This is a genomic window from Dysgonomonas termitidis, assembly GCF_054657735.1.
Genome location: NZ_BAAHYD010000002.1, coordinates 3418881 through 3443786, shown reverse-complemented (window position 1 = coordinate 3443786; position 24906 = coordinate 3418881). Strand labels below are relative to the sequence as shown.

Sequence of the window (24906 nt, the reverse complement as noted above, 5' to 3'; positions counted from 1 at the left end):
TAATTTTAATTGTTTGACAAAAAGATTTTTTTAGTGGTGTTTGCGATTATTTATTGTGTTTTCGGAAGCAGGAGCAGGCGGTAATTCGCTTTCAGCGTTACTTTTACCACGCTCATTTTCTTGCTCACATACTGCGATGCTCCCTGTATCAGCCCCTTTCCCATATCGGCGGCGAGTTGCGACCCTGCGTTGTCGGAAATCATAATGCTGGTTCCGGCAGAGTTCGCCAGCGTCGCGGCTACCTCTTTGGCGGCATTGATTTCGTCCGAGCCGGGTACGGATATTCCCCGCTGCCCGTCCGTGTCGTACACCAGCAGTTCCACCGGAATAATATTGTCCGCGTACTGGATGGAATTAATTATTACGTCCAGCCGTTCGCCCGTAATCCGGCAGCTTCCTGTTATCACGGTATTGACAGGAATCAGCATATCCCCAACACGCATCGGTTCCAGCAGGCGTATTTGCACTTCTTTCCCGTTGGTAAGCGTGACGGTCTGATAGACGCAGGCGCGAATGCTGTTTTTATCCTGTACGCCTTCGTTCCCGGCAGCAGTCAGAAATCCGGTATTACGCGGCTGACTGTATGCCGAAATAAATTCCCCGTTACTCATGGGAGCCGCCAACAGCGACACGACGTTTTGCCGCACCTGCTTCACTGGCTGTGCTGCCGTTTTGCCGGATTGTCCCGCCTGCATCGAGGAAGATCCGGAGACAGCTTCGCCCGTTGCCGCTCCGCTTGCTTCCCGTGCGGTTTGCGGCATATATCTCGCTGCCATTTGGTAAGATTTTTCCAGCATTGCCGCCTGTTCATCTTCGGTGGCCTTACGCTGTTCGGCTTCCTCCAGCTTGCGTTCGAGTTCATTCATTCGCTCTTCGACAGCGAGTTCCTGTGCGCTCTTCCCGGCAGGTTCTTCGTACCACGACCCCAACTGCTTATTTATATCCTGATAGGCATTTGCGGAGGCTTGTAAATTATTTGCAGGTTTCGTTTGCCGTGCAGACGGATTTTCGTAATACTCCGGCTGACTGGATTCTGTCTGCTTTGGTTCTTCCGCTTGGTCGAACATGGTTGAAAAATCCTGCAAAGAGCGCATCCGTTCCTGTTCCTTTTGCCTCATGGCTTCCCGCTCGTAAGCGTCGCGCTTGTCGGATACCAGCCCGCCATCGGTCGGCATCGGCAGTTCGACGTTCAGCCCGGCTTGCTGCGCTTCTTTCTCCCTGTCCTTGCCGGACGGGGCGAAAATCAGCCATAAGGCCGCGCCGAAAATCAGAAAGAACAGTGGCATGACGAGCATTTTCCTGCGCTTTTGCATTTCAGCCGGAGTAAGTTCCTTTTTCGGCTTTACCGGTTTTTGAGCCAGCTTCCCGGATTCTTGCTTACCTTCATGTTTAACTTCGGGCGCTGCCGCCGTTTCCGGCGGTGGCGTCCCCTTATTCAAATTTTCCTGTTCCATTGTAATTATTGTTTAATCGGTTAATACTGTCCCTTTGCTGCTCCATCCGGAGTTTAAGGGTTTCTATCTGCTCTATCCGCATCTTTTCGCCCCTGTCCCTGCCGAAATTGTAGATACTGCTTACGGTCATATAGACGGACAGGCCGCTGAATACGATAAGCATGGTAACGATAAGGATTACCCGGCGGTCTGGGGTCATTCTGCCGAGCAAGCCCCGCAGGATGTCTTCCAGCCACTCATTGATTTTGCTGAATAATTTCTTTACCATAGCCTGCCTACCTTTCCATTACCCGCACATCGCGGTTTTCAATGATTTCAAACTTCTCCATAGTGAAACCCTGCGGGTTGTTGTCGCTCCTGACCGAATTGATAAGATTGCAGCGCGTAACCAAACTCCGCTGGGTGATGTTGGACGCCCGGATAATCATTTGCCGGGCGTAGGTTACAGCCATGTACGGATAAACATCAAGGTCAAGCGCCACGCTATCGACCGCAACAGTCTGGTTGATATTGCCCGAAATAATCCGGTTATAGTACCCCTTTTCCGCCATATCCTGGTAATACTTGAAAGCGCTCTTGTCCACCAGGAACAAAGCCCTTGTGATGTTGCTTTCGATGGCTGACTTATCCGGGGAAAGGGTAAAGAACAGTTCGTGAAACCGGCGCACATGCTCGCGGGCTTCCACCGGACGGTTCTGCGAAAGGTCTTGCGAGAGGGCAAGCATTAAGGACTTGCCCCCGTCGAGGACATATATCTTTTGCCGTTGCGCTTCGGCGAAACTGTACGACGACCAGACCGAATAACCGGTGACGGCGGTACAGGCAACCAGGAACACGATACCGAAAAGGCGTATCTGCCTGAATGATGTTTCAATATTTTTTAATGATTTAAACTCCATTGTTTTACTTATTAATTAATTGCTTATTTATTCACTTTTCGACCTGTTCAGCAGGCGTCCCGCGACATTTTTAACAGCGCCCCCGGCGCGTCCGGCCATATTCCCGGCAGCGGCTCCGGCTGCGCCTCCAACCATTGCAGCCCCTTTGTTTCCCATCGAATTGACCCCCTTCATCGAACTTCCCATGCCGCCCGACTGGATAATCCAGTTAGCCACCGTCGGGATGCTGAAATACCCGATAATCCCTATAATCAGGAAAATGATGTGTACCCCGTCCGAGCCGTCCGGCACGTAAGACGGGTCTTGCAGTAGGGCGATGTCCGTTTTCAGCATGAGCGCCTGTATCTTGGACAGCACCGCCGAAAACAGGTCGGCTACTGGCAGCCACAGGTACACCGAGATATAGCGGGAGAGCCACCCGGTCAGCGTGGACTGGAAGCCGTCATAGACGGAGAAGGCAAAGGCTACCGGCCCCAATACGGACAGCACGACCAGGAAGAAGGTACGCAGGGTATCGACCGTCAGGGAAGCGGCATTGAACAGCAGCTCGAAGAAATCCCGGATCAACTGCCGGAACCACATCTTCATGTCGTAAAAGCCGCGTTCCACCCACATGCCGAGTTTCTCTGTCGCATCCAGTATTCCCAAATCTTTCATCTTCTGGTCGTACACTTCGTCATTGACCAGCCACGCCTTGCCCTCTCGCACCCGCGCATCGTATTCCAACTGTTCTTTTTGCTTCTGCAGGTCGTGTACGTCCGTTATCTGCGATTCCAGTATGGTATGCGTCCCTTTGACGACGGGCGACATAACGGCGTTGATAGTTCCCAGAACAATGGTAGGGAAGAACATGATGCAAAGCCCAATGGCGAACGGCCTTAACAGGGGAAACACGTCTATCGGCTCCGCCCTGGCTAAAGCCTGCCATACGCGGTAGGCCACGTAGAACAGTGCGCCGAAGCCTGCCAAGCCCTTGGCCACACCCACCATGTCAGCGCACAGGGGCATCATTTCCTGATACAGGTTCCGAAGAAGCTGGTGCAGGTTCTCAAAATCTATTGCAAGCAGTACCATAATTACCAGTATCTTTCGGATGGATTACCATACAGGGCGCGTACCCGCTCCATGTCGCCCGACTGCTGGCTGCGGATAAAGGAAACAGAGATACTCTTTTGGGAATAGTACCGGACAAGGTTGCGGTACTCTACCATTTTGGCATGTATCCCGCCTATCACGTTCATACGCTCGGCGTCGGTCATGGAAAGCCCGTTGGAGGCCGAAACGATATCCTTTATATCCGAAAGCAGGTTGCCGCTCTCTTTCAGCAGTTTGGCGTACCCTTCCCCGATGGCTTCCAGTTCCGCCGGCGTGAAGTTCTTATCCGTCAGCATCCTGTTGAAACTGGTGGAATATATCTGCGATATTTCGCTGACCAGTTCCACCGTTTCCCTGACCTTGCGGGCGTCTTTTATCAGGTTATGCACCGATTTGAGGGCGTCGTAGTATTCCTTGCCCTGGCTGTAAATCTTCTGCATTTCCTTGAAGGAGTTAATTACATTGGTCGCAGTGGTGGCGGTTTTGGAAACCGTCAGGATATTCTGCGCGAGGTTCGACGGGTCAATGACCGCCCATTGTGCTTTTGCTTCATAACCGAAGAAAAGCGTGATTGCCATAAGGCATACAAACATCTTTTTCATTTTGATTTTTTTGATTGTTAATACTGATTTTTTTATCCGGCGCGGGAACAGCCCCGTATGGGCTATTCCTCATCCGCCCGGATATATTCGCCGTAGTCGGAAAGTATGAGTACGTCACTTTCGGCGTCATAACTTATCCTGATGCGCCCGTACAGGTAGAAGAACGTAACTCCCCACTGGTGGCGGATTGGGCAGGTAAAGACCGTGGCGGCGTCATAGGAAAACTCCAGCCGGTAGCGCGTCCCCGTGAAAACTATACGCACTTCCGGCGACCCGCCGGGGCTTACCCACCGTCCGGCAATTTCCCGCAGGGGGAAATGCGTCCGCGCGGTACATGGGTCTGATACATTGCTATTTTTCCTGAACATGGCGCATCCTCCTTACTTTTGGGATTTCGGCTCTTTGTCCTTTTCGACAATGAAGATTTCTACCTCAACATCCCGTTCTCCTTCCCCGTCTTCCGATTCCGGCGACGGCGAAGCCAGCAACGCTTCCACGAGGATACTGTTGATTCCCGCGGTGTAGAGCGCCAGCTTTTCCAATTGTTCTTTACTTAATTTGCCAAACATGATTTTTTTAGTGGTTATGGGGCGTAAAGCCCTGGTTAATACTTAATTTTTATTTCGCTTGCTTTCGGCTATCTGTTTAATAGCCAGTTCGATATTCCCACCCAGTTCTTCGGTTTTTTGCATCACTTCCAGCTTCTCCGTTTCCTCGGTCGTGTAGGTCATGTATTCCTCGGCGCTGACCTCGGTAGCATACACCGCCGACTGAACGCCGCCCAGACCAAACCACACCTCCTTGTATTTTCTTGAAGGGTTGTTGGCCATGTTGATGGAGAGGATTTGCCCCTTTTCCTTTTCGGTAAGTCCCAAAAGGGCTTGGATACTGTCGAACTTGTTCATGTATTTGCGCTGGTCTAACAGTATCTTGCAGTCGGAGTTGTTGATGATACTTTCCTTGACGACGGGCGAGGCGATGATGTCGTCTATTTCCTGGGTTACGACGACGGCTTCCCCGAAATATTTCCTTACCGTTTTGTACATATATTTCAGATACTCAGCCATATTCGCGGACGAAAGGGCTTTCCATGCCTCCTCTACAATCAGTTGCTTGCGGACACCTTTCAGGCGGCGCATTTTGTTTATAAACGCCTCCATGATGATAATCGTAACCACGGGAAACAATTCCTTGTTCTCTTTTATGGAATCTATCTCGAAGACAATAAAGCGTTTGGAAAGCAGGTCGATGTTTTTGTCCGAGTTGAGCAGGAAGTCGAAGCGGCCGCCCCGGTAATACTGGCGAAGCGTGGTCAGCATGTTGTCGATATTAAAATCTTCGCGGCTGACCTTGATTTCCCTTTCTTCCAGTTCCCTGCGGTAATCGTCCCGCATAAACTCGTAGAAGGTGTTGAACGAGGGGACGATAGAACGGTCTGCCCTTATCCGCTCGATATAGGCCGATACCGCGCTGCCGAGTTCCCCGCTTTCGGTCTTGCTGACCCTGTCGTCCTCGGATTTCCAGAGCGTGAGCAGCAGCGTCTTGATGCTGTCCTTCTTCTCGACGTCGAACACATAGTCGTCCGTGTAGAACGGATTGAACGAAATCGGGCTTTCCTCGGTGTAGGTGAAATAGATGCCGTCTTCCCCTTTGGTTTTCCGGCGTATCATTTCACACAGTCCCTGGTAGGAATTTCCCGTGTCCACGAGGACGACGTGCGTCCCCTGTTCCCAGTATTGCCTCACGAGGTGGTTCATAAAGAAGGATTTTCCCGAACCCGAAGGCCCCAAGACAAACTTGTTGCGGTTCGTGGTAATTCCCTTTTTCATCGGAAGGTCGGAAATATCCACATGGAGGGGCTTTCCCGACACGCGGTCGCACATCCTGATGCCGAAGGGCGAGGGGGAGCTTTTGTAGTTGGTTTCCCCGGTAAAGAAGCACAGGGCGGGTTCGATAAACGTGTAAAACGATTCCTCCGCCGGAAAGTCCCCAGCATTGCCGGGCATGGCCGCCCAGTAGAGCGTTGCCGCGTCCGTCGTGTTGTGGCGCGGCTTGCACTCCATGAGCGCCAACTGGCTGCCTACGTCGTTGCGGATATGCTTGAGTTCATCCGCGTCGTCGCTCCACGCCATGACGTTGAAGTGCGCCCTGACCGAAGTCAAGCCGAAGCTGTGCGCTTCGTTCAGGTACTTGTCTATCCACTCCTTATTTATCTGGTTCCCACGAGAATAACGGGAAAGCGACTGCATGTTCCTTGCGGATTTTTCAAACTTCCGCAGGTTTTCGGCACTGTCATCCAAAAAAATGTATTGATTGTACACATGGTCACAGGAAAGCAGCAGGCCGACAGGCGCGGCAAACGAGAGCAGGCAGTCGCTTCTATCCGTAGATAGCTTTTCATAGCGCATGTCCGTCCCGACTTTGCCCGGCAGGTCTTCCACGTCCGACAGCGTGTGCAAACAGACCGTGTTACTGCCTATCCGCAAACCGTCGGCTCCGAGTTCCATATCCTGCAAGCAGGTGGTGTCTTCCAGCGACAGGGCAAAGTACTTCTCCACCAGCCCCGCGCTTTCCGGCGTTCCCGTGATTTCATCGGAGGTCAGGCGCGTCAGGGTAATAAACCCCGAATCGTTTACTATACGCTCAAACTGCCCGACGGCTTCGATGAATTTCACCGCCGTTTCCTTATTTACTTCTTTCGGCAGGATAAACCCGCGACAGAGCGACGAGAAGTTGGACTGCATACGCATCCTTTCCTTCGTCGTTTTTGTCAGGAATAAGAAACAGGTGTGATTGAGGTACGGGCGTTCGTTAAAGTGGCGTTCAAACGAGCGGGACAGGAAACTCATGTCTTCCCTGTCCGTTTCCGGCTTGTAGTTCTCTTTTGTGAACCAGTCCTGCTTTTGGATTACCGAGTAATCCGGCAACACCTTCACCGCTTTCGCCCATGCCGAGTGTATCGCTTCATATTCGGCGGAGGTTACGGTGAACAGTTCGGGCAAGTCCACCCGAAAGGCGACCGTAATATCCGCGTCCTTGCTGATGATGCAGCCGTGCTCCACCGAAAGCAAGGGGAACTTGCTTTCGATGGTGGCTGCTTTTAGTGTGTTACGCATACGCGGCCTCCTTTCTCTTACAGTGCAGGAAGAAGCGGCACGAGTTTTTGCGATTGATAAGGAAACGCGGGTGTTGGCGTTTGGCCAGCAGTTTCATCAGCCCGTGTTCCCCATATTTCGCGTTCAGGTTGAAGGTCAGCCATACCAGACAAGAGGCGGCAATTACACCGAAGCCGATGCAAAACCATTGATCGACGCCCGCCATGTAGAGGATGACGAAGACGACGAACACGGAGAGCAGGCCGCCCGCAAAAATAAAAAGGTACTGTGCCTTTAAGCCCTTGAACTCGACGCTCTTTCCGATTCCTTTATTTATATTATACTCCATTCTGTTAGTTGTTTGGAGTGATTATAAAAAGAAAGAGCGCAGGATGGTGGCGGCGACAATCAGGAAGATACATGCGCCAAACCACGAGGCCGCGGTTTTCGATGTGTCGGGGTCGCCTGAACTGAACTTGTTATACACTTTGATGCCTCCGATCAGCCCCACAACCGCGCCGATGGCGTATATCAATTTTGTTCCTGGATCGAAATAACTGGTGACCATGTTGGTCGCTTCGGTGATACCGCCGATACCGTTGCCTTGTGCGAAGGCGTTGGCAGCGGCAAGGATAGCCACCGCCGACATAAGAATCTTTTTCCTTGTCATTGCTAATTTTTTTTTAAAGTGGCGGGCATGGGGCGGGATTAGTCCCCACGCACCGCCGGTGGATAATTGCTTTTTTTACTTTCTCGAATTTTTTCAGTGGTTGGCGTCCGTGAGCTAACCGTAATCTCTTTGCTTCATACCTCTTTTTTTTAATTGTTAATCACTATGCGAATGCCCGCGGATCAAAGTCTTTGGGCGCTTTCACGCCTGGTTCATCATTCGTTTCGCCCGCTTCCCGCTTGCGGCGGTGGTAGGCGGCGAAATAGTCATCCATCAGCTTACCGGCGGTGGCTTTCTTTTTCGGCTCGCCGGATACGGCCTGTTCAAACATATCGGTCTGTCTGACCTCTGCCAGAACCCGCCCGGCTTCTTCCCGCTGTTCGGAACTGGCGGCTTCTGGATTTTCCACCGTTTTCACCATGCCCGACAAATCGTCGAAGTTTACCCCGGTCGCCATACCTGCCCCGGCAGGTTCCCCCGCTTCCCCGCTTTCTTCGGAATCTACGTTGTCTTCGTAACCGTCGGATGCTGACCCCTCCGGCTCGTCGTTGAAACTTAAATCTATTTCGCCGGAATCATCCGTCCCGCCCGAAGAAAAAACCTTGTCCAACTCGGAGGGAGGGATCGTTGCCGGAGTTTCCGGGTTTTCCCTGCCTGCGTTTCCGGGAGCAAATGTAGGCGTATTTTCTTCACGTTTATCGCTTTTAATCAGCGTGGTAGCTTGTGGCAGCGAGTGGCGCAGGTCGAAGCCGCTTTTCCCGATAATGTCCTCTTTCGGGGATGCCTTGAATGGGTTGAACGCCGGGCGTTTCGCCGCATTCCTTTTCCGTTTTACCGACCGTTCCCACACGAGGTAGCAGGCGAGGAAAATCAGGTACAGCACGATGGCTGTAATGAATATCCGTATCATGGCCTAAAATATTTGCCCGATATTTTTTTCGTACAGGTCGGTAATATCACCTTTGTACGTGGCAAAATGATGCTCCAGCACATTGTGGATGTAGCTGAACAGGGACACTTCGTTTTTGCCTATCACCTGCACGATTTTAATAATCCGTTCGTGATGTTCCTTGCTGATATAAGCCGTCTTACCGCTCCGGGCTGTTGTTTCGGCTTCGTGCATGAACAGCGATTTGTAATCCTGCGGCTTACTCTCTTTTGTCGGAGCGACTTTGCCGCGTCCGAATACTACTATCCTTTTCATTTTCTTTGTTTTTAATGGGTTGTTTAAAATACGTCCGTATTTTTCTTACGGTACAATTCAGTAATTTCGTCCTGATAGGTGGAAAAATGGTGTTCCAGTATGTTATCCAAATAGCCAAACAGGGAAAATTCATTTTCACCGATTACCCGAACGATTTTGAGGATACGGTCGTGGTATTCCTTGCGGATATACACCACTTTCCCGTTGCGCGTTTTGATGGCGGCATCTTTGAAAAACAGGGTTTCGTATTCCTGCGCCTTGTTTTTCCGCCGCTTGTTTTCTTCTTTCGGCGGTTCCGACTCTTTGACAGGTTCCGCCGCTGCAACCACCGCTTCCGGTAATGGCAGTACCGTTTCTTCCGGCGCAGCCTGCGGTTCCGGTAGCGGTACCGGGTCGGTTTTTAGTTCCCTGTTACTGCTCTTAGTTTGGGCAATAACAAAATCGGGATTAATACCGGATGTATCTACCCGCTTACTCATGGCCGGTAAGGTTAAGGACTTCCAACAGTTCATCAGCCAGCGTATCAACATTACTGCCTTTCAACAGAGATTTATCCGGCGGGAACAGCGTCGAGAGGAACAGCGGCTTGTGTTCGATGTTTTGCTCGCGGCGGAAACGCACGGCATTGGGGAGGAATGTTTTGAGTAGCGGAAAATCCAGTTCCTTGATAACGCCTTCGTACACCTCGTACAGTTCGGTCTTTTCACGCCCATCCACCAGATTCCACAGCAGGTACATCGCTTTGATATTGGATTTTCCGGTAGCGATGATATTATCCCTTACCGAAATCATGTAATCCAGCGTACTTTCCATCACCACGCGCGAGGCAGCAATCGGCGCAATGAGAAAATCCATGTGCGCCAGGGTTAGAATCAAATCCCTGTTATTCATCGTGCCGGGCAGGTCGAAGAAAATAATGTCAAAATCCATATCATAATCTTCGACTATTCGTTCGGCATCGGCTATCGCCCTGCTGGTGTCGCTCTCTACAATGGGATAAGCTTTCCTGCCTTCCAGCCGGGTAAATTGCTCGTAAGCCATTCCTTTGTAAAACTCGTCGTCTTCCAACATTTTAAAATCCCGTTTTCGCATGCTGTGAATACTGTGCTGCGGAAAATCGCAGTCAATGATAGCTACGTTGTAACCCAGTTCGTAATGCAGGTAGGAAGCTGCCAACACGGTAAGGGTTGTTTTTCCGGCTCCGCCCTTTTGGGTCGAGAATGCCACATAAATCGGTTCCTCTTTCATTGTTTTACATTTTTAATTATACATCTGATTGTTTGTCTATTTATCTGTTTTCATTTTCGTTTGCATCTGAAAACCTTTGTTTATTCTGTCATTTACAAGCCTGCCTGTTTGTATGAAATCGTAAAAGCATAAAAGCACAAAACTTTAAAAGCATAAAAGCGTATCGGAATAAATGTGCATACATGCTTTTATTTTTTTGCACATTCCAAATCGTACGATTTGAAAATTTACTTTGTTCGTTTACCTGCCTGCTCATATAACCGTTTGTTTATTCTTACCCGATTTTACAGTTTGGAACACATGAAATTTTATGCGTTTACATGTTCTTTTAAAATTGTTTTCAGCGGCAAAGGAAAGCCTTCTTTTTGAGGTAATCACCATGTTTCGGGTCGGTGGCAACTTGTGGCGTCGAGTGGCGTCGATGAGTGACACACAGCGGATTGGATATGCCCGTAACTTTGCAGCATGAAATGTTACGGTCGGGTGCGGGGTCGCTTTTAAGGTTTAGTTACCCCTTCCCAAACTGCCCTTTGACGTGCCGACTTTTCTTTCGGCGAAGCCGGAACAAAATCTGCCCCTGTGGGCAGATTTTCATTTGCGTCTGGGCAAATAGCAAGGTATGTTTCGCGTAACGCGAAACGTTTTCCGTAACCGGAAAACCCTTACCCTTGCAGGGGGCAAACTACCTCCGAAGTCGGTAGTTTAGGGGCGATGCTGCACCCGTCGTGACGGATTTATGAACCACTTTAAAAATCCGTGTTATGAATGAAAGTAAAGAACCCCGTAAAAGGGGAAAAGGCGGACGACCGCCCAAGAGCGACCCGGCGGAAAACTGCCTGATGGTGCGTTTTTCCGATGCCGAGTACGCCGGGTTCCTCACCATGTACGAGCAGTCGGGCATCCGCTCGAAGGCGCGTTTTATCCTTGCCCGTATCTTCGGCGAAGCGTTGCGCGTGATAAAAACCGACAGTTCAGCGGTCGATTTTGTGATGAAACTGTCCGCTCTGTACGGGCAAATCCGTTCCGTCGGCGTGAATTACAATCAGGTGGTGAAGCAGCTTCACACCACTTTCGGTGAGAAAAAAGGTAAGCGTCTCCGCGATGACGTCTTGATTCGCTTTTTGTAACCCTGTACATTTGCAAATAAAAGAGCATGGAAAATAATTTCGTAGAAATGAATAAATCATCAGTACAGATGAGAGCTATTGAATGTTATAAAGAATATTTGAAGAAAGATTCATATTTATCATTCAAATCTTATTGCCGGGATAATAACATTAAATATGAAAAAATCTTAGATTGGGCGCAACGTCGCGGAATCTTTATGAGACGGCTTCAAGCAGAGGCAAGAGGCGAAGGTATCACCAATGAAGATCAACAAACCTTTATCCAGTTCAGGCCACAGAGCCATCCTGTCGGGACAGGCAGTGTTCTCAAAGGAGTCAGCATTACCTTTCCACACAATATCAGTCTGACCTTGCAGGAATGTACGGCGGAAAGCCTGATTTCGTTATTGTCATTGTATCATCCTGAAAAGTAGTATTCTATGTTTGGCCTTAACGATAATGTAAGGTACTTTATGTGCCAACACCCTGTTCGTATGAATAAAGGGATTGACGCATTGTTCAATCTGATCAAGTCCGAATCCCCGCTTTCTCCAATGAACGGTGATATCTATATCTTCTTTGGCCAGAACAGACAAAACGTAAAGATCTTAAAGTGGGATACCGACGGTTTTCTGTTATATCACAAGCGCCTTGAACGGGGCAGTTTTGAACTGCCTAAAATAGATCCGGCTACAGGCTATTATGAGCTATCCTGGGAGACTTTCAGCTTCATCATGTCGGGGGTCTCACTTGAAAGTGTACGCTTCCGCAAACGCTACAGAACGCGCTTTTTGTCCATTTAATAATTTGATAATCAATTAAATAAGCTACGCAAACTCTTGCTTATCTCCATATTTCTTTGTACCTTTAAAGCATGGCAGGAAGCAGAATGGAAGAAATATTGGCGGCGCAATTGGAAGCAGTCAATGCGTTCAACAAGCAGTTGTTGGCCCAGATAGAAACGCTATCCGCAACGGTTAAATCCATGGAGGGAACCATCGCTTCCTTACAGGAAGCCTTGCTTCAGAAAGACGAATCCCTCACTAAATCAGCAAATAAAATAAGAGGCATATCCAAACTCATATCCAATAAATCAGAAAAGCAGTCACAACCCAGGCAGGAACAAGAAACAGCTTCCGGAAAAGTAAAGCCGAAAGCCGACCTGAAAGCCCGCAAGAATAATGGAGCAAAACGGGATATGCATTATGAACTGGAAGAAGTGGTTAAAGATGTCTATCCCGATGATACGGAGTTTGATATACGAACGGCTATCCAAATCGGCATCCGTGAATCTATCCGGTACCGGATGGTTCCGATGAAGTTCCAGAAGATAGTCTACAGGCTTCACACATACAGACAGGATGAACGGATTTACTCCTGTAAGGCAAGCCAGGCCCCGCTCCAGAACTCAAGTTTTGACGGTTCCTTTATAGCAGGAATGGCACAGCTCAGGTATATCTACTCAATGCCTGTTGAACGAATAGTCAGGTACTTCAATGACAACGGCTTTCATGTAAACAAGGCAACGGCAAACGGACTGTTGTCCAAGACGGCAGATATGTTCGAGAACCTTTATACAGCTCTCGGCAGGGCTGTATTGGAAGATGATTACATAAGCTGTGATGAGACCTACTATAAAGTAATGGACAGGGCTGATAATGCGGATGCGCCAAACATCAACAAGGAATATATCTGGGCCATATCCGCAATGAACCTCAATCTGGCATACTACTTCTACGAGAATGGTTCAAGACAGGGTGCAGTCATATACAAGAAACTGGAAAAGTATAAAGGGACAGTCCAGAGTGACGGGTATGCTCCTTACAAATCCCTGGGGGATGGAATCCTCAGGCTGTCATGCTTCCAGCATTGTAAACGCAAGTTTTTGGATATCCGGGACAATCCGGATGCGGACAGCATAATCGAACTGATCAACCAGCTTTACAGACAAGAGCATCAGCATCGTATTGGAGTGGATGGGTGGACCCGGGATGATAACTTGAAATGGAGAAGAAAATACTCGAAAGATATCATGAAAGCCTTGAAGGTCGCACTCAAAAGAATAGTATCTTCTCCGGAATATCCTCCAAAGAGTCTGATGTATGCAGCAGCAAACTATATGCTGGGTGAATGGAAAGGCCTGGAGAATATCTTTACCTCCGGACTTTATAAACTTGATACAAATACTATTGAAAGGCTAAACCGTTACATATCCCTTTCCAGAAGGAACTCACTGTTCTTTGGTAGTCATAGGGGAGCCGAAAGAGGCGTTATCTTCTACTCGCTGGCTTGTTCGTGCAGGCTCAATAATATCAACTTCTTCGAATACCTTAGCGATGTGATCAACAATGCTGCGGCACTTCCACCGGATACATCACTCGAAAAATACCGCGACTTACTCCCGGACATGTGGACAAAAAAATAGCAGGCAAGCGTACTCCCTGCTTATTTTTTTTACAGGATAGACGTCATCGCGGAGACGCTTACAGAAAAAAGCCCTTTCCATGCTCTATAAACTGGAGCAGGAAACGATAGAATTGTCGAAAATCGGGCGGGAAGTGTTGCAGTTGTGCGAGCAGTTCAAGAAAGAATGTTTGCCTGAATAGTCCTTAAAAAATGGTTGCGGATATACACATAGGGAATAATTTGTACGGCGCATTGGCGTATAATCAGGAGAAAGTTGATGCGGGTTTGGGTAAGATTCTGGAAACGAACCGTGTCTTTGTTCCTGCCGACGGGCAGTTTTCCGTAGGGAATTGTATGCGGGATTTTGAACGCGCGATGCCTCCTCAGGTAACTACCACGCGCGGAATTATCCATATTTCCCTCAATCCGCACCCGGAAGATAAGATAAACGACGACCAATTAGCCGACATCGGACGGGAGTATATGGAGAAATTGGGTTTCGGTGGCCAACCCTGGATGATTTTCAAACACGAGGACATCGACCGCCAGCATTTGCACATTGTTTCCACCCGTGTCCGCAACGACGGCACGTTAATCAGCGACAAGAAGAATTATGAGAAAAGCCGCCAGATTACCGATGACCTTGAAAAGAAATACAGTTTGCACCCGAAAGACAGGAAGCAAGGCGAGGCATGGCAACTTTCACCGGTGGACGCTTCGCGCAGCGACCTGAAAAAGCAAGCCGCCAATGCTATCAAACCGCTGACAACAATGTACCGGTTCCAATCGCTCGGCGAGTACAGGGCGTTGTTGTCGCTCTATAATATCGGAGTGGAAAAGGTCGAAGGTAGTAATCCGGGGAATAAATATGTGGGGCTGGTGTATTCGGCGTTGGATGCCGACGGCAACCGTGTAGGCAAACCGCTCAAATCTTCCCTGTTCGGGAAGGATTACGGCATCGAGGCATTGGAGCAGATGATGAAGAAATCCGGCGAGGAAATCAAATCAAAAGGAATCGTTGCCGATACCCGCGCTATCGTTTCTGTGTCCATGACGAAAGCCCGCACAGGAAGCGAGTTTCGGGCGGACTTGCAGAAGAAAGGTATCGACATGATATTGCGTTATGGAAACGGAGGACGCTTGTTCGGGGTAACGTTTATCGACCACAACAGCCGCACCGTCCTGAACGGTTCCGCGCTGGGCAAGGAGTTTTCTGCTAATGCCCTCGGCGCGCGGTTCGCAGATTTTGCGCAGCCACAAGAATGTCGCGAGAATCTGCAATCCGTTCTGTATGTACCTGCGAAAGAGGCTTTACGTCCGGCTGTGCAGCATGAGCAGGAGGATAAACAACCGGCTACCGTCAAAGGCCACGGCGGGGACGATTCGCCCGTCGGCAGTTTGCTTTCGGTTCTGACGCCGGAGCCGGATCAGCATGATGATAACCAGCCAGCGCCGACACGAAAGAAAAAGAAAAAACGGAGGTATGGGAGGCAGGTGTAGAATTAAGTAATAGCTTACTTAAAACTCACTAATCTTTTCTTCTTCTAATAATGTAATGTTGTATTCTAAGTTATCTGCAACCTTTGTAAATACTCTTTGCAAATATGGAATAACCGTATTCATATTTAATTCTTCTTCCAGTGAAAAGTTGTGGTAATGATGTAGATGTTGCTTTATATCCTGAATCTCAGTATCCGGTAAATAAAAAAATGGATTCTTATTCGTGTAGTTACTCATTGGTGAAAGATGAATAAACGCGCAACCTAATTTATAAACAGATAAAGACCAGCCGTATAGATTATTGGAAAACTCTACCATATGTCTGTCTGTTACTAAAGTTCTTGAATTAGGAAAAGTCCATTTCTGATTATTTAGTGTTTGCGACATGTAATGGTTTCTAACATTGATGTCGGATTTCTCCAAAAGGAATATTGTTCTTACCATAGAATCTAATTCTTGTCTAAGTATCGAAATAGCCTGTCCATATAAGCCATTTTCTATCATTAGAGAGATTGCTAATCTATGTTCTTTTGATCTTTCTCGTAGCAAATTACAAAAAGCATCTTTCTGTGTCATAATATTATTCGATATTATAGTATGCCTTCAATGTGTCAAGAACATATTTTTGATTCTCATTTAATTCATTTTTTGTCCACTGAGTTCGATATTTATTAAACACTCTTAATGAATTCGGAAATGTATTTATGTTTTCAGCAAAATATTTTTGATGCTTCAATGAATAATCAAATCGGCCTTGCGATGCATTTTTTCCTCGCCCCAATAAAATCAAATTTCCGATTTTATTGGTTAGGTCTGCTCGGTCTGTATCTGTGAAGTCTTTTTTCCATTGACTACCATCTTTGGGGTTTTGAGGTAGAATATGTTCAATGGTAATTTGACCAAACCAACTCCACTTATTTACTTTATTGTCATTATAAAGAAAATCAAGTTTTAATAAAATGTTTTTAACAAATTGCCTTCCATATGCTTTTTGACTAATATTTTTCAACAAACTTACTTTATCAAAATCAAATAAATTCGTCTTAAATAAATCGTCAGGAGATTTATGAGATTCAATTCCTTTCAGAATAGCATTCATATTTTCAATTCGTTCTGTTGGTGTTAACTGCCCAATCCAATCTCCTGTGAATTTTTTATCAAGCAATAATAGGAAATCATATATACGATTTGAATTGAATTTATTATAATAAGAAAGCAATGGAGGAATCCAATCGGTAGATGGCAACGTAGTTTTCATAACTACCACCATATTGTTGAATTCAAACCCATTAGTAAAATTATAGTTGTCGTTTTCAAACAATTGGTCGTAATGGTCATAGTATTTATTCAACAAATCAAAAGTTTCTTTTCCTCTTTTTAGTAAAGCAGGTTTTAACTTACCTGTAGTTTTATCTTTCTCCTTTGGATTGTATATTTTATCTTCAAATTCTTGAAGCAAATTCAAACGAGCTTTCTCCTTAACTACAATTGTTCGAATGAAAGACAGAAAACGATCAAATTCCTCTCCTAATTCACTTTCCAATTCTTCCCATTGGAGTCCATACTTAGTGCGCTCGGAATCGGGAACATACTGTAGGTTTTGTGCTTTCAAAATATCAGAATTACGTAGTTTTACGCCTCTATCATTTAAAATGGTAAATAAGCGGAATGCGTCTTCTAATTGCTCTGAATACACATAAATCATCAATACATACTGTAGTAAATAAGGGAAAAAAGTATCAATGTTTTTATTATCTTCAAAATAGGTACGAATGCTCACGATAGCATTTGCCATATTCTTGATGGATACATCTTTGTCTTCAATCGCAATACGTTTAATATCTTCCCATTTATCAATGATGCTGTTTTCAGGCTTCACATACTCATCAATAAATTTTTCTACTTCAGAGCGAATCTTGTACAACAATCGAATTCGTTCAGGCGTATTAGTATCTTTATCTTCTTCTTGGAAAATATACTTTTGGCAATTTTCTTTTCTTATCTTGTTTGTTTCAATATCGCGAACGACAGCAAAAAGTAAAAATATAGTAGTAATACGTTGTTGCCCATCAAGCAGATCATTTTCAATGAATTCTTGTTCTCCGCCAGCCTTCCTGTGCTGATACACAAAAGAGCCAAGAAAATAATCATTGGAAGGAGTATTTACAGATGCATAACTAATATCGTCCAATAACTCTATAACTTCATCTTTACTCCATACGTAAGGACGTTGATATTCTGGAATACGATACCATTGTTCAAATACATCTTTAATGTATATTTTATCCGTCTTGATTTCGTTGCGAGGTGTTATTGCCATATTATCACTTTTTATGGTTCTTATTTTATTTTTCTACTATAGTAGATACTTATTTTGCCGCCACAAAATTAGCAAATATTTGATGAAAAGGAAGAATAATCACTTATAACCTTTGATATCATTAACAACAACGCCACAAGCATCCAAACCGACGCCACAAGCTGCCACGCCCCGAAAACATAGCTTCGGGGCGTTTTCATCTTCCTACTTTCGCATTTTCAATCCATTGTCAAACAACTAAAAAACAAATTGATTATGCAACAAGAAGATGATTTGAGAGGGCTGGCAAAAGTCATGGACTTTATGCGGGCGCTAAGTATTTTATTCGTAGTGATAAACATATACTGGTTTTGTTACGGAGCAATTAAAGAGTGGGGCGTCAATATCGGGGTGGTCGATAAAATCCTGATGAATTTCAACCGCACTGCCGGATTGTTTACCTCCATCCTGTGGACAAAAATTTTTGCCGTTGTGTTCCTTGCCCTGTCCTGTTTGGGAACTAAGGGCGTGAAAGACGAGAAAATAACATGGAATAAAATCTACGTCTGCTTGGGCGTAGGGTTCGTTTTCTTCTTCCTGAACTGGTGGCTTTTGATTTTGCCGTTCCCGCTTATAGCCAATGCCGGGTTCTACATTTTTACCATGACCGTTGGTTATATCCTGCTGCTCATGGCGGGGATATGGATGTCGCGCTTGTTGAAAAACAACCTGATGGACGACGTGTTTAACACGGAGAACGAGAGTTTCATGCAGGAAACCAGGTTAATGGTAAACGAATATTCGGTAAACCTGCCTACCCGCTTTTGGTACAAAAAGAAGACGTGGAAAGGCTGGATAAACATTGTAAATCCCTTTCGGGCGGCGATTGTGCTGGGTACGCCGGGTTCGGGAAAGAGTTACGCCGTGGTAAACCAGTTCATCAAACAGCAAATCGAAAAGGGATTTACCGGTTACATTTACGATTTCAAGTTTCCTGATTTATCGACGATTGCGTATAATCACCTGCTGAACAACCGTGAGGGTTACGCCAAAGTCCCAACCTTTTATGTGATAAACTTCGACGACCCTTCGCGCTCTCACCGCTGCAATCCGATTAACCCCTCTTTCATGGACGATATATCGGACGCATACGAATCAGCCTATACAATAATGTTAAATTTGAACAAAACGTGGGTGCAAAAGCAGGGCGACTTTTTCGTGGAATCCCCGATAATCCTCTTTGCAGCAATTATCTGGTATCTTCGCATCTATCAGGACGGGAAGTATTGCACCTTTCCCCATGCGGTTGAGTTCCTGAACAAGCGCTACGAAGATATTTTTCCGATACTTACTTCGTATCCTGACCTCGAAAACTACCTTAGCCCCTTTATGGATGCGTGGTTAGGAGGTGCCGCTGATCAGTTGATGGGGCAGATAGCGTCGGCCAAAATTCCACTCTCCCGAATGATAAGCCCGCAATTATATTGGGTAATGTCCGGCGATGAATTTACGCTGGACATCAACAACCCCGAAGACCCGAAAATCCTTGTAGTCGGCAACAATCCAGACCGGCAAAATATCTACGGGGCGGCATTGGGACTGTATAATTCCCGTATCGTGAAACTCATTAACAAGAAAGGCCAACTAAAAAGTTCGGTCATTATCGACGAGTTGCCGACGATCTACTTTAAAGGGTTGGATAACCTGATTGCCACCGCCCGAAGCAACAAGGTGGCCGTATTGCTTGGTTTTCAGGACTTTTCACAGCTAAAACGGGATTATGGCGATAAGGAAGCCGCCGTAGTGATGAACACGGTCGGCAATATCTTTTCCGGTCAAGTGGTGGGCGATACGGCCAAAACCCTTTCCGACCGCTTCGGGAAAGTGTTGCAGAAACGCCAGTCGATGACCATTAACCGGCAGGACAAATCGACATCCATTTCAACGCAAATGGATTCATTGATACCGCCGTCGAAAATTTCCAACCTGACGCAGGGGATGTTTGTCGGGGCGGTCGCCGACAACTTCGACGAACGCATTGAGCAGAAGATTTTCCATTGTGAAATAGTAGTGGATAACGACAGGGTAGCCGCAGAAATGAAGGCGTACCGGAAAATACCCGTCATCTCCAATTTTGTAGATGAGAATGGTGTTGATCGTATGAAGGAAATGATTAAAGAGAATTACGACCGCATTAAAGCCGAAACAAAACAAATCGTCGCGGAAGAATTGGAACGTATCAAGGCCGACCCCAAACTGTGTCATTTACTCCCAAAACAGGAGTAAGAGAAACAGAGAGAGCCGCCCATTCGGGCGGCTCTCTCTGTTTCCATACACATTATATATATGTAATAATTAACTGAGAACAGGGGTTAGCTGTTTTTTACGCTAACCTCTGTCTTCTTCTGTAATTTATTCATTGCAGAAGTTACATTGTCCTGAAAGAATTTCCTCAATGTGGCGTCGTTCTTCAAGATGATATGGCATTCTTCTTCAAATATACCCGTCATCCGCTTTCTTATTTCAACCAGCTCATTTTCATTCGGGCATACATTTGAATGCTCCCAGTGTTCAATGATTTCCGAACGGATATAATCCCGGAGCCATTTTTTTTCATCATCGTCAAGTCCGGCAAATTTCTTCTTTTCGGAAAATACCGGAAGATTGTCTATATCCGCATAATCATAAATATCCCCATCGTTTTCACAGCCTTTTTCAATCGGTTCATTCACTCCCCTGCCACTCATGCCCAGTATCATTTGGGCAAACTCCGCCGCTTCGGGATACTTTTTGTTTTTCGCGCATTTTTCAAGGTATTCCCAGTCCTCCCGCGAGCGTGGATATTTTTCCGCAATCCGGTCTATCCGGTTAATATATTGCAGTTCGTTCTTCTTTTCCTGCGGCAGCGAGTAACATTCCTTGCAGATATGCCCGGCATGTCCCTTGCCGCTGAACTTTTCGTTAGGCTTGCGGCAACCGCAGATTCGGCAGTAATGTCCCGGAGGTTTCTTTTTTGCCATGCTTCATAACTTATATAATTACCCTGCAAAGATACGCCGCTTTTTTCGTTTTTCCGGGCAAAACCGACAGGCAAATAACCCGCTGGAAACCAAAGCATCAACGCCACACGCTTCCAAACCGGCGCCACAAGCTGCCAGCCACCTGAAATCCCTTTGCCGCATAGTAAGATAGGCGTACTTTCGTTCCGCATTAATAGTAATGCGGAACTTAAAAATCAATGATTTATGGCAGAAAAACAGATTAATTACGACCGCGACATTTTGCTTGTCGCGGACAAAAAGAGCGGCAGGCTGAAAGCCGTTGCAGGCATGAGCGAGGACGGGAAGAAAATCAAGACCGTAGAACCGTCGATGAGGAACGAGCGGATGTTCCTGACCGTCGAGAAAAATTCCGGCGACATGGAAAAATTCTTCCAAAACTTCATGTCCCGGACTGGCGACCCTTCCGGCACGGCATTTTACAAGGTAAGCGCAAACGGATTGGACATGGGGGTAAAAGTGCTGGAAGGGCTTTTGAACCACCAGCCGGACGCGCGGATTGTTACCGAAAGCCGTATCCGCCTCCAGGATTACATGGGCGCGGCGCAGGAGCATGACCCGAAAGTCATTTTGACGCAGGGCGAAGATGGCAAGCTGAAAGCCGTCGCCGAAGGAAAGGACGGCAAGCTGAAAAAGGTCGATCCGACAAAGGAGAATGCCGACAGTTTTTTGAAAATCGACCCGCGTGGCAACGCACTGGAGAACTTCTTTCAGAAGTTCACGGCACAGTTCAAAAACCCGTCGCACACGGGTATTTACGCGGTCAGCGGGAAAGCGGTCGATATGATGGCGGCTTTCCTTGACAAAATCATCAGGATCAACCCGGAGGACAAGGTACTCGACCCGTACCGTGTAACGCCGGAGGGCAAGATGCAGGAACAGGCGCAGGGGAAGTACCAGCCGCTTGACCTGAACAAGCTTGAATGGAAAGAGGTCGAAAAGTACGGTTTGACCGGCGACAACTTGCAGGATTCGCTCAAAGCCATGTCCTACGGCCACAAGTCGCCCGGACTGCTCGAAATCCGCATGGAGATTGACGGTAAAGAGTTGCAGGCAAAAGCCCGCCTGTCCTTTGAGCAGCAGCCCGACGGCACAATCAAAATCCAGACGCACCCCTTTCAGGAGAAGCCTGATTTTGAAAAGCCGTTTATGGGTGTCATGTTCTCCCCCGACGACCGGAAGCAACTCACCGCTACCGGCCACGGCGGGCGTGTCTTTGAGCTGGAAATGACCCCCGGCGGCGAAAAAGTCCCGGCGCTCGTATCGCTGGATAAAATCACCAACCGCTTCGAGGCCGTCCCACTATCGGAAATCCAAATCCCGAAAGTACTGAAAGGCGTTGAACTCTCGCAAGAACAGCAGGACGGGTTGAAAGCCGGTAAAGGCGTGCTGGTAGAAAACATGGACAAGAAGCAACGCCCCGGCGAGGAACCCGGCGGGAAAATCACGCGCATTGTCCAGTATAATGCCGTGAATAAAAATTTCGACTTCCTGTTTACGCCCGAACAACGCCAGCAGCGCCAACAGGAACGGGCGGCGAAAGCGGAACAAAAAACGGGACAGGACGACAACCAGCCGCTCAAAGCCCGCAAGGTCGGCGAAGTATGGGTGCGTCCCGTGCAGGGCGGCGTCGAACTCACCCGCGAACAGTTCAAAACCCTGTGCGAAAATAAACCTGTCTGGGTAGAAGGGATGGTAAACCAGAACAATAAACCCAAACAGGAAGAAGGGGTGAAGCAGGTGGAGTCCACCGACCAAAAGGGACAGAAGTACAATGCCTGGGTGTGGCCGGATCAGGATGCCGGGCGTATCCGCCATACCAGCCTGCCTCCCGAACAATGGAAAGAAGCACTGGCCAAGAAGCAGTCGCAACCCGCCGAAGGCTTCAAAACACAGGTTGCCGTCAATAATGAGGGTAAAACCAACGAGGCGACCAAACACTCGACCGAGCCATTGCAGAAAGGCCAGACCCAGCCCACCGGGAAGCAGGCGGAAAAGAAAGAGCAACAGGAGCAGCGCCAATCTCCCGCCAAGCCCAGGAAAAGCACGGGGCATAAAATGTAATTCAATTTTTCAAACCACTAAAAAAATTCGATATGAAAGTTTGTATAGCAGAAAAACCGAGCGTGGCTAAAAGTATAGCCGCCATACTCGGCGCAACCAGTAAAAAAGACGGCTATATGGAAGGTAACGGCTGGGCTGTTACCTGGGCGTTCGGCCACCTTGTGGGGCTTGCCATGCCCGAAGCATACGGGTTTACCGGTTTCCAAAAGGAAAACCTGCCTATATTGCCGAAGGAGTTTATACTCATTCCCCGCCAAATCAAAGAAGGTAAGGAATACAAAAATGACCCCGGCGTGATGAAGCAACTGAAAATCATCAAAGAGTTGTTTTCCAAAGCCGACGGCATTGTCGTTTGCACGGACGCCGGACGGGAGGGCGAGTTAATCCATCGCTACATCTATGAATATTTGGGAAGCAACCGCCCGTGCCAACGCTTATGGATAAGCAGTTTGACCGACAAAGCCATTAAGGAGGGTTTTCAGAATCTCCGCCCCGGCAGCGATTACGACAACCTGTATTTATCGGCGAGAGCAAGAAGCCAGGCCGATTGGGTTGTCGGACTTAATGCAAGTCAGGCGTTGAGCATTGCCGCCGGGCGCGGCTCGTGGTCGCTCGGTCGAGTACAGACACCCACGCTGGCGATGATATGCAGCCGCTATCTGGAGAATAAGGACTTTAAGCCGCAAACGTACTTCAAACTGAAAATCCACACGGCTAAAGATGATACGGCATTTGCCGTTTTGTCGGTGGACAAGTACGATACCCGTTCCACAGCCGATGGCGCATTGCAACAGGTGAAGGCTGCCGGAACCGTCCGCGTTACGGGTGTCGAGAAGAAAGAAGTAAAGCAGGAACCACCGCTGTTGTATGATTTGACCACGCTTCAAAAGGAAGCCAATAGCAAACATGGTTTTTCAGCCGACAAAACGCTGAATATCGCCCAAGCGTTGTACGAATCAAAAAAAATATCGTATCCACGCACGGGAAGCCGTTATATTTCCGCCGATGTGCTGGACGAGATACCGCACCTGATCGCCACGCTGAAAAACCATCCGCGTTTTGGCGCTTACGCCGCTTCAATGGATAACATCGTACTCAATATCCGCTGCGTGGACGACAAGAAAGTAACCGACCACCATGCGCTTATCATCACCGGAGATCCGGCGGACGGATTAACCGGCGATGAACGGACGATTTATGACATGATAGCCGGTCGAATGTTAGAATCATTCTCCAATCGTTGCACCAAAGAGAACACCGCCGTTTCGCTTGACGCGGGCGGCGTACACTTTGTCGCAAAGGGCAGCGTAACACTACTTCCCGGCTGGCGGGCTGTGTTTAACGCCACCGATGAAGAAGCGCAGGACGAAGACGTAACCACGCTGCCCCAACTCGCCGAAAGCGATATGCTTCCCGTCCGGGATATGGAAGCGTTGGAAAAGCAGACCAAGCCCCGTCCGCTGCATACAGAGGCAAGTTTGCTTGGTTCGATGGAATCGGCAGGCAAGGAATGTACCAACGAAGAAGAACGCGAAGCGATGAAGGACGCCGGTATCGGCACACCTGCTACCCGTGCGGCCATCATTGAAACGCTGTTTGCACGGGAATATATCGTGCGCGAAAAGAAGGCGTTGGTTCCGACCAACAAGGGACTGGTAGTTTACCTTGCCGTGAAAGACAAAAAGATTGCGGATGTTGCGATGACCGGAAGTTGGGAACACGCCCTTTCTAAAATCGGTGAAGGGAAAATGGATGCAGCTACATTCCACCACTCGATAGAGGTGTATGCTTCGCAAATCACCACGGAATTGCTCGGCATCGCTTTTGAACGGCAGGACGACCGCCCCGGCTGCGGCTGCCTCAAATGTAAAAGCGGACAGGTCATATTCTTTCCGAAGGTTGCCAAATGCAATAATGAGCATTGCGGGCTAATGGTTTTCCGAACCATTGCCAAAAAGGATTTGACCGATACGCAGCTTACCGCCTTGCTGACGAACGGTAAAACAGGCATCATCAAAGGCTTTACGAGCAGTAAGACCGGAAAACCGTTCGATGCAGCCGTAGCCTTTGACGCCGACTATAAAACCGTGTTCGAGTTTGAAAACAAGAACGGAAAGAAAGGTAAAACAAAGTAAATGATTACCTTTGCCACTGAAAGAATCTAAGACTTGCCAATTAGGGATAATTGCCTGACATCGGATTTTT

At 47.7% G+C, this 24906-nt stretch carries 25 protein-coding genes and 1 pseudogene; 9 read left to right on the top strand and 17 right to left on the bottom strand.

Going from position 1 to position 24906, the window contains the following annotated elements:
- Positions 1-50: 50 nt before the first annotated feature.
- From traM to ACYQ3L_RS18415, 14 genes are all read right to left on the bottom strand, one after another.
- Entirely contained in the window at positions 51-1454 is a 1404-nt protein-coding gene (gene traM / locus ACYQ3L_RS18480; protein WP_379994351.1) for a conjugative transposon protein TraM, read from the bottom strand.
- Positions 1432-1722 carry a TraL conjugative transposon family protein gene (locus ACYQ3L_RS18475; protein WP_379994350.1) on the bottom strand — a complete coding sequence of 97 codons (291 nt, stop codon included), beginning with the start codon at positions 1720-1722 and terminating at the stop codon, positions 1432-1434. The genes traM and ACYQ3L_RS18475 overlap by 23 nt, the downstream gene beginning before the upstream one ends.
- Before the next feature lie 7 nt (positions 1723-1729).
- On the bottom strand, positions 1730-2353 hold the full coding sequence (traK, locus tag ACYQ3L_RS18470) for a conjugative transposon protein TraK (protein ID WP_379994348.1): 624 nt from the start codon (positions 2351-2353) through the stop codon (positions 1730-1732).
- 27 nt (positions 2354-2380) lie between these two features.
- On the bottom strand, positions 2381-3427 hold the full coding sequence (gene traJ, locus ACYQ3L_RS18465; RefSeq protein WP_379994347.1) for a conjugative transposon protein TraJ: 1047 nt from the start codon (positions 3425-3427) through the stop codon (positions 2381-2383).
- 2 nt (positions 3428-3429) lie between these two features.
- Positions 3430-4050: a DUF4141 domain-containing protein gene (locus ACYQ3L_RS18460; RefSeq protein WP_379994346.1), complete on the bottom strand. Its 621-nt coding sequence runs from the start codon at positions 4048-4050 to the stop codon at positions 3430-3432.
- A gap of 62 nt (positions 4051-4112) precedes the next feature.
- Positions 4113-4418: a DUF3876 domain-containing protein gene (locus ACYQ3L_RS18455; RefSeq protein ID WP_379994345.1), complete on the bottom strand. Its 306-nt coding sequence runs from the start codon at positions 4416-4418 to the stop codon at positions 4113-4115.
- Positions 4419-4430: 12 nt separating this feature from the next.
- Positions 4431-4619, bottom strand: coding sequence for a hypothetical protein (locus ACYQ3L_RS18450; RefSeq protein WP_379994344.1), 189 nt, complete (start codon positions 4617-4619; stop codon positions 4431-4433).
- Positions 4620-4661: 42 nt separating this feature from the next.
- A complete protein-coding gene (locus ACYQ3L_RS18445; RefSeq protein WP_379994343.1) occupies positions 4662-7166 on the bottom strand; it encodes a TraG family conjugative transposon ATPase in 2505 nt (834 codons plus the stop codon).
- Positions 7159-7494, bottom strand: coding sequence for a DUF4133 domain-containing protein (locus tag ACYQ3L_RS18440; RefSeq protein ID WP_379994342.1), 336 nt, complete (start codon positions 7492-7494; stop codon positions 7159-7161). The genes ACYQ3L_RS18445 and ACYQ3L_RS18440 overlap by 8 nt, the downstream gene beginning before the upstream one ends.
- Before the next feature lie 21 nt (positions 7495-7515).
- The gene (locus ACYQ3L_RS18435; protein WP_379994341.1) at positions 7516-7815 is read right to left on the bottom strand and encodes a DUF4134 domain-containing protein; all 300 of its coding nucleotides are present in this window, start codon (positions 7813-7815) and stop codon (positions 7516-7518) included.
- Positions 7816-7978: 163 nt separating this feature from the next.
- The gene (locus tag ACYQ3L_RS18430) at positions 7979-8665 is read right to left on the bottom strand and encodes a hypothetical protein (RefSeq protein ID WP_379994340.1); all 687 of its coding nucleotides are present in this window, start codon (positions 8663-8665) and stop codon (positions 7979-7981) included.
- Positions 8666-8728: 63 nt separating this feature from the next.
- On the bottom strand, positions 8729-9019 hold the full coding sequence (locus ACYQ3L_RS18425) for a DUF3408 domain-containing protein (RefSeq protein WP_379994338.1): 291 nt from the start codon (positions 9017-9019) through the stop codon (positions 8729-8731).
- A 23-nt stretch (positions 9020-9042) separates the two neighbouring features.
- Positions 9043-9498, bottom strand: a complete 456-nt coding sequence (locus ACYQ3L_RS18420) for a DUF3408 domain-containing protein (RefSeq protein WP_379994337.1) — start codon at positions 9496-9498, stop codon at positions 9043-9045.
- Positions 9491-10267 carry a ParA family protein gene (locus tag ACYQ3L_RS18415; protein WP_379994336.1) on the bottom strand — a complete coding sequence of 259 codons (777 nt, stop codon included), beginning with the start codon at positions 10265-10267 and terminating at the stop codon, positions 9491-9493. Before ACYQ3L_RS18415 ends, ACYQ3L_RS18420 begins: the two co-directional genes overlap by 8 nt.
- A 761-nt stretch (positions 10268-11028) precedes the next feature.
- Here ACYQ3L_RS18415 and ACYQ3L_RS18410 point away from each other — a divergent pair.
- The 6 genes and pseudogenes from ACYQ3L_RS18410 to mobB all read left to right on the top strand — a co-directional run bounded on the left by ACYQ3L_RS18410 (position 11029) and on the right by mobB (position 15279).
- Positions 11029-11394, top strand: a complete 366-nt coding sequence (locus tag ACYQ3L_RS18410) for a plasmid mobilization protein (protein WP_379994335.1) — start codon at positions 11029-11031, stop codon at positions 11392-11394.
- Positions 11395-11420: 26 nt separating this feature from the next.
- Positions 11421-11807, top strand: a complete 387-nt coding sequence (locus ACYQ3L_RS18405) for a hypothetical protein (protein WP_459952242.1) — start codon at positions 11421-11423, stop codon at positions 11805-11807.
- A gap of 6 nt (positions 11808-11813) precedes the next feature.
- Entirely contained in the window at positions 11814-12176 is a 363-nt protein-coding gene (tnpB, locus tag ACYQ3L_RS18400; protein ID WP_380002141.1) for an IS66 family insertion sequence element accessory protein TnpB, read from the top strand.
- 71 nt (positions 12177-12247) lie between these two features.
- On the top strand, positions 12248-13798 hold the full coding sequence (gene tnpC, locus ACYQ3L_RS18395) for an IS66 family transposase (RefSeq protein WP_380002139.1): 1551 nt from the start codon (positions 12248-12250) through the stop codon (positions 13796-13798).
- 73 nt (positions 13799-13871) lie between these two features.
- Positions 13872-13979, top strand: a pseudogene (locus ACYQ3L_RS18390) (plasmid mobilization protein); the annotation flags it as partial.
- Positions 13980-13989: 10 nt separating this feature from the next.
- Complete coding sequence (mobB, locus tag ACYQ3L_RS18385; protein ID WP_380000831.1) at positions 13990-15279, top strand: conjugal transfer protein MobB; 1290 nt, start codon at positions 13990-13992, stop codon at positions 15277-15279.
- Between the two features lie 18 nt (positions 15280-15297).
- On the opposite strand, the gene ACYQ3L_RS18380 is transcribed toward mobB, so the two are convergent.
- Positions 15298-15855: a hypothetical protein gene (locus tag ACYQ3L_RS18380; protein ID WP_380000833.1), complete on the bottom strand. Its 558-nt coding sequence runs from the start codon at positions 15853-15855 to the stop codon at positions 15298-15300.
- A 4-nt stretch (positions 15856-15859) separates the two neighbouring features.
- The gene (locus tag ACYQ3L_RS18375; RefSeq protein ID WP_380000835.1) at positions 15860-17599 is read right to left on the bottom strand and encodes a DUF262 domain-containing protein; all 1740 of its coding nucleotides are present in this window, start codon (positions 17597-17599) and stop codon (positions 15860-15862) included.
- A gap of 255 nt (positions 17600-17854) precedes the next feature.
- Between ACYQ3L_RS18375 and mobC the strand changes: the two genes are divergently transcribed.
- Entirely contained in the window at positions 17855-19864 is a 2010-nt protein-coding gene (mobC, locus tag ACYQ3L_RS18370) for a conjugal transfer protein MobC (protein ID WP_380000837.1), read from the top strand.
- An 86-nt stretch (positions 19865-19950) separates the two neighbouring features.
- Here mobC and ACYQ3L_RS18365 read toward each other — a convergent pair whose 3' ends face one another.
- Positions 19951-20598 carry a hypothetical protein gene (locus tag ACYQ3L_RS18365; protein WP_380000839.1) on the bottom strand — a complete coding sequence of 216 codons (648 nt, stop codon included), beginning with the start codon at positions 20596-20598 and terminating at the stop codon, positions 19951-19953.
- 225 nt (positions 20599-20823) lie between these two features.
- Between ACYQ3L_RS18365 and ACYQ3L_RS18360 the strand changes: the two genes are divergently transcribed.
- Together ACYQ3L_RS18360 and ACYQ3L_RS18355 are read left to right on the top strand one after the other, a co-directional pair.
- Positions 20824-22701, top strand: coding sequence for a DUF4099 domain-containing protein (locus ACYQ3L_RS18360; RefSeq protein WP_380000841.1), 1878 nt, complete (start codon positions 20824-20826; stop codon positions 22699-22701).
- A gap of 32 nt (positions 22702-22733) precedes the next feature.
- Positions 22734-24836, top strand: a complete 2103-nt coding sequence (locus ACYQ3L_RS18355; protein WP_380000844.1) for a type IA DNA topoisomerase — start codon at positions 22734-22736, stop codon at positions 24834-24836.
- The last annotated feature ends 70 nt before the right edge of the window (positions 24837-24906 follow it).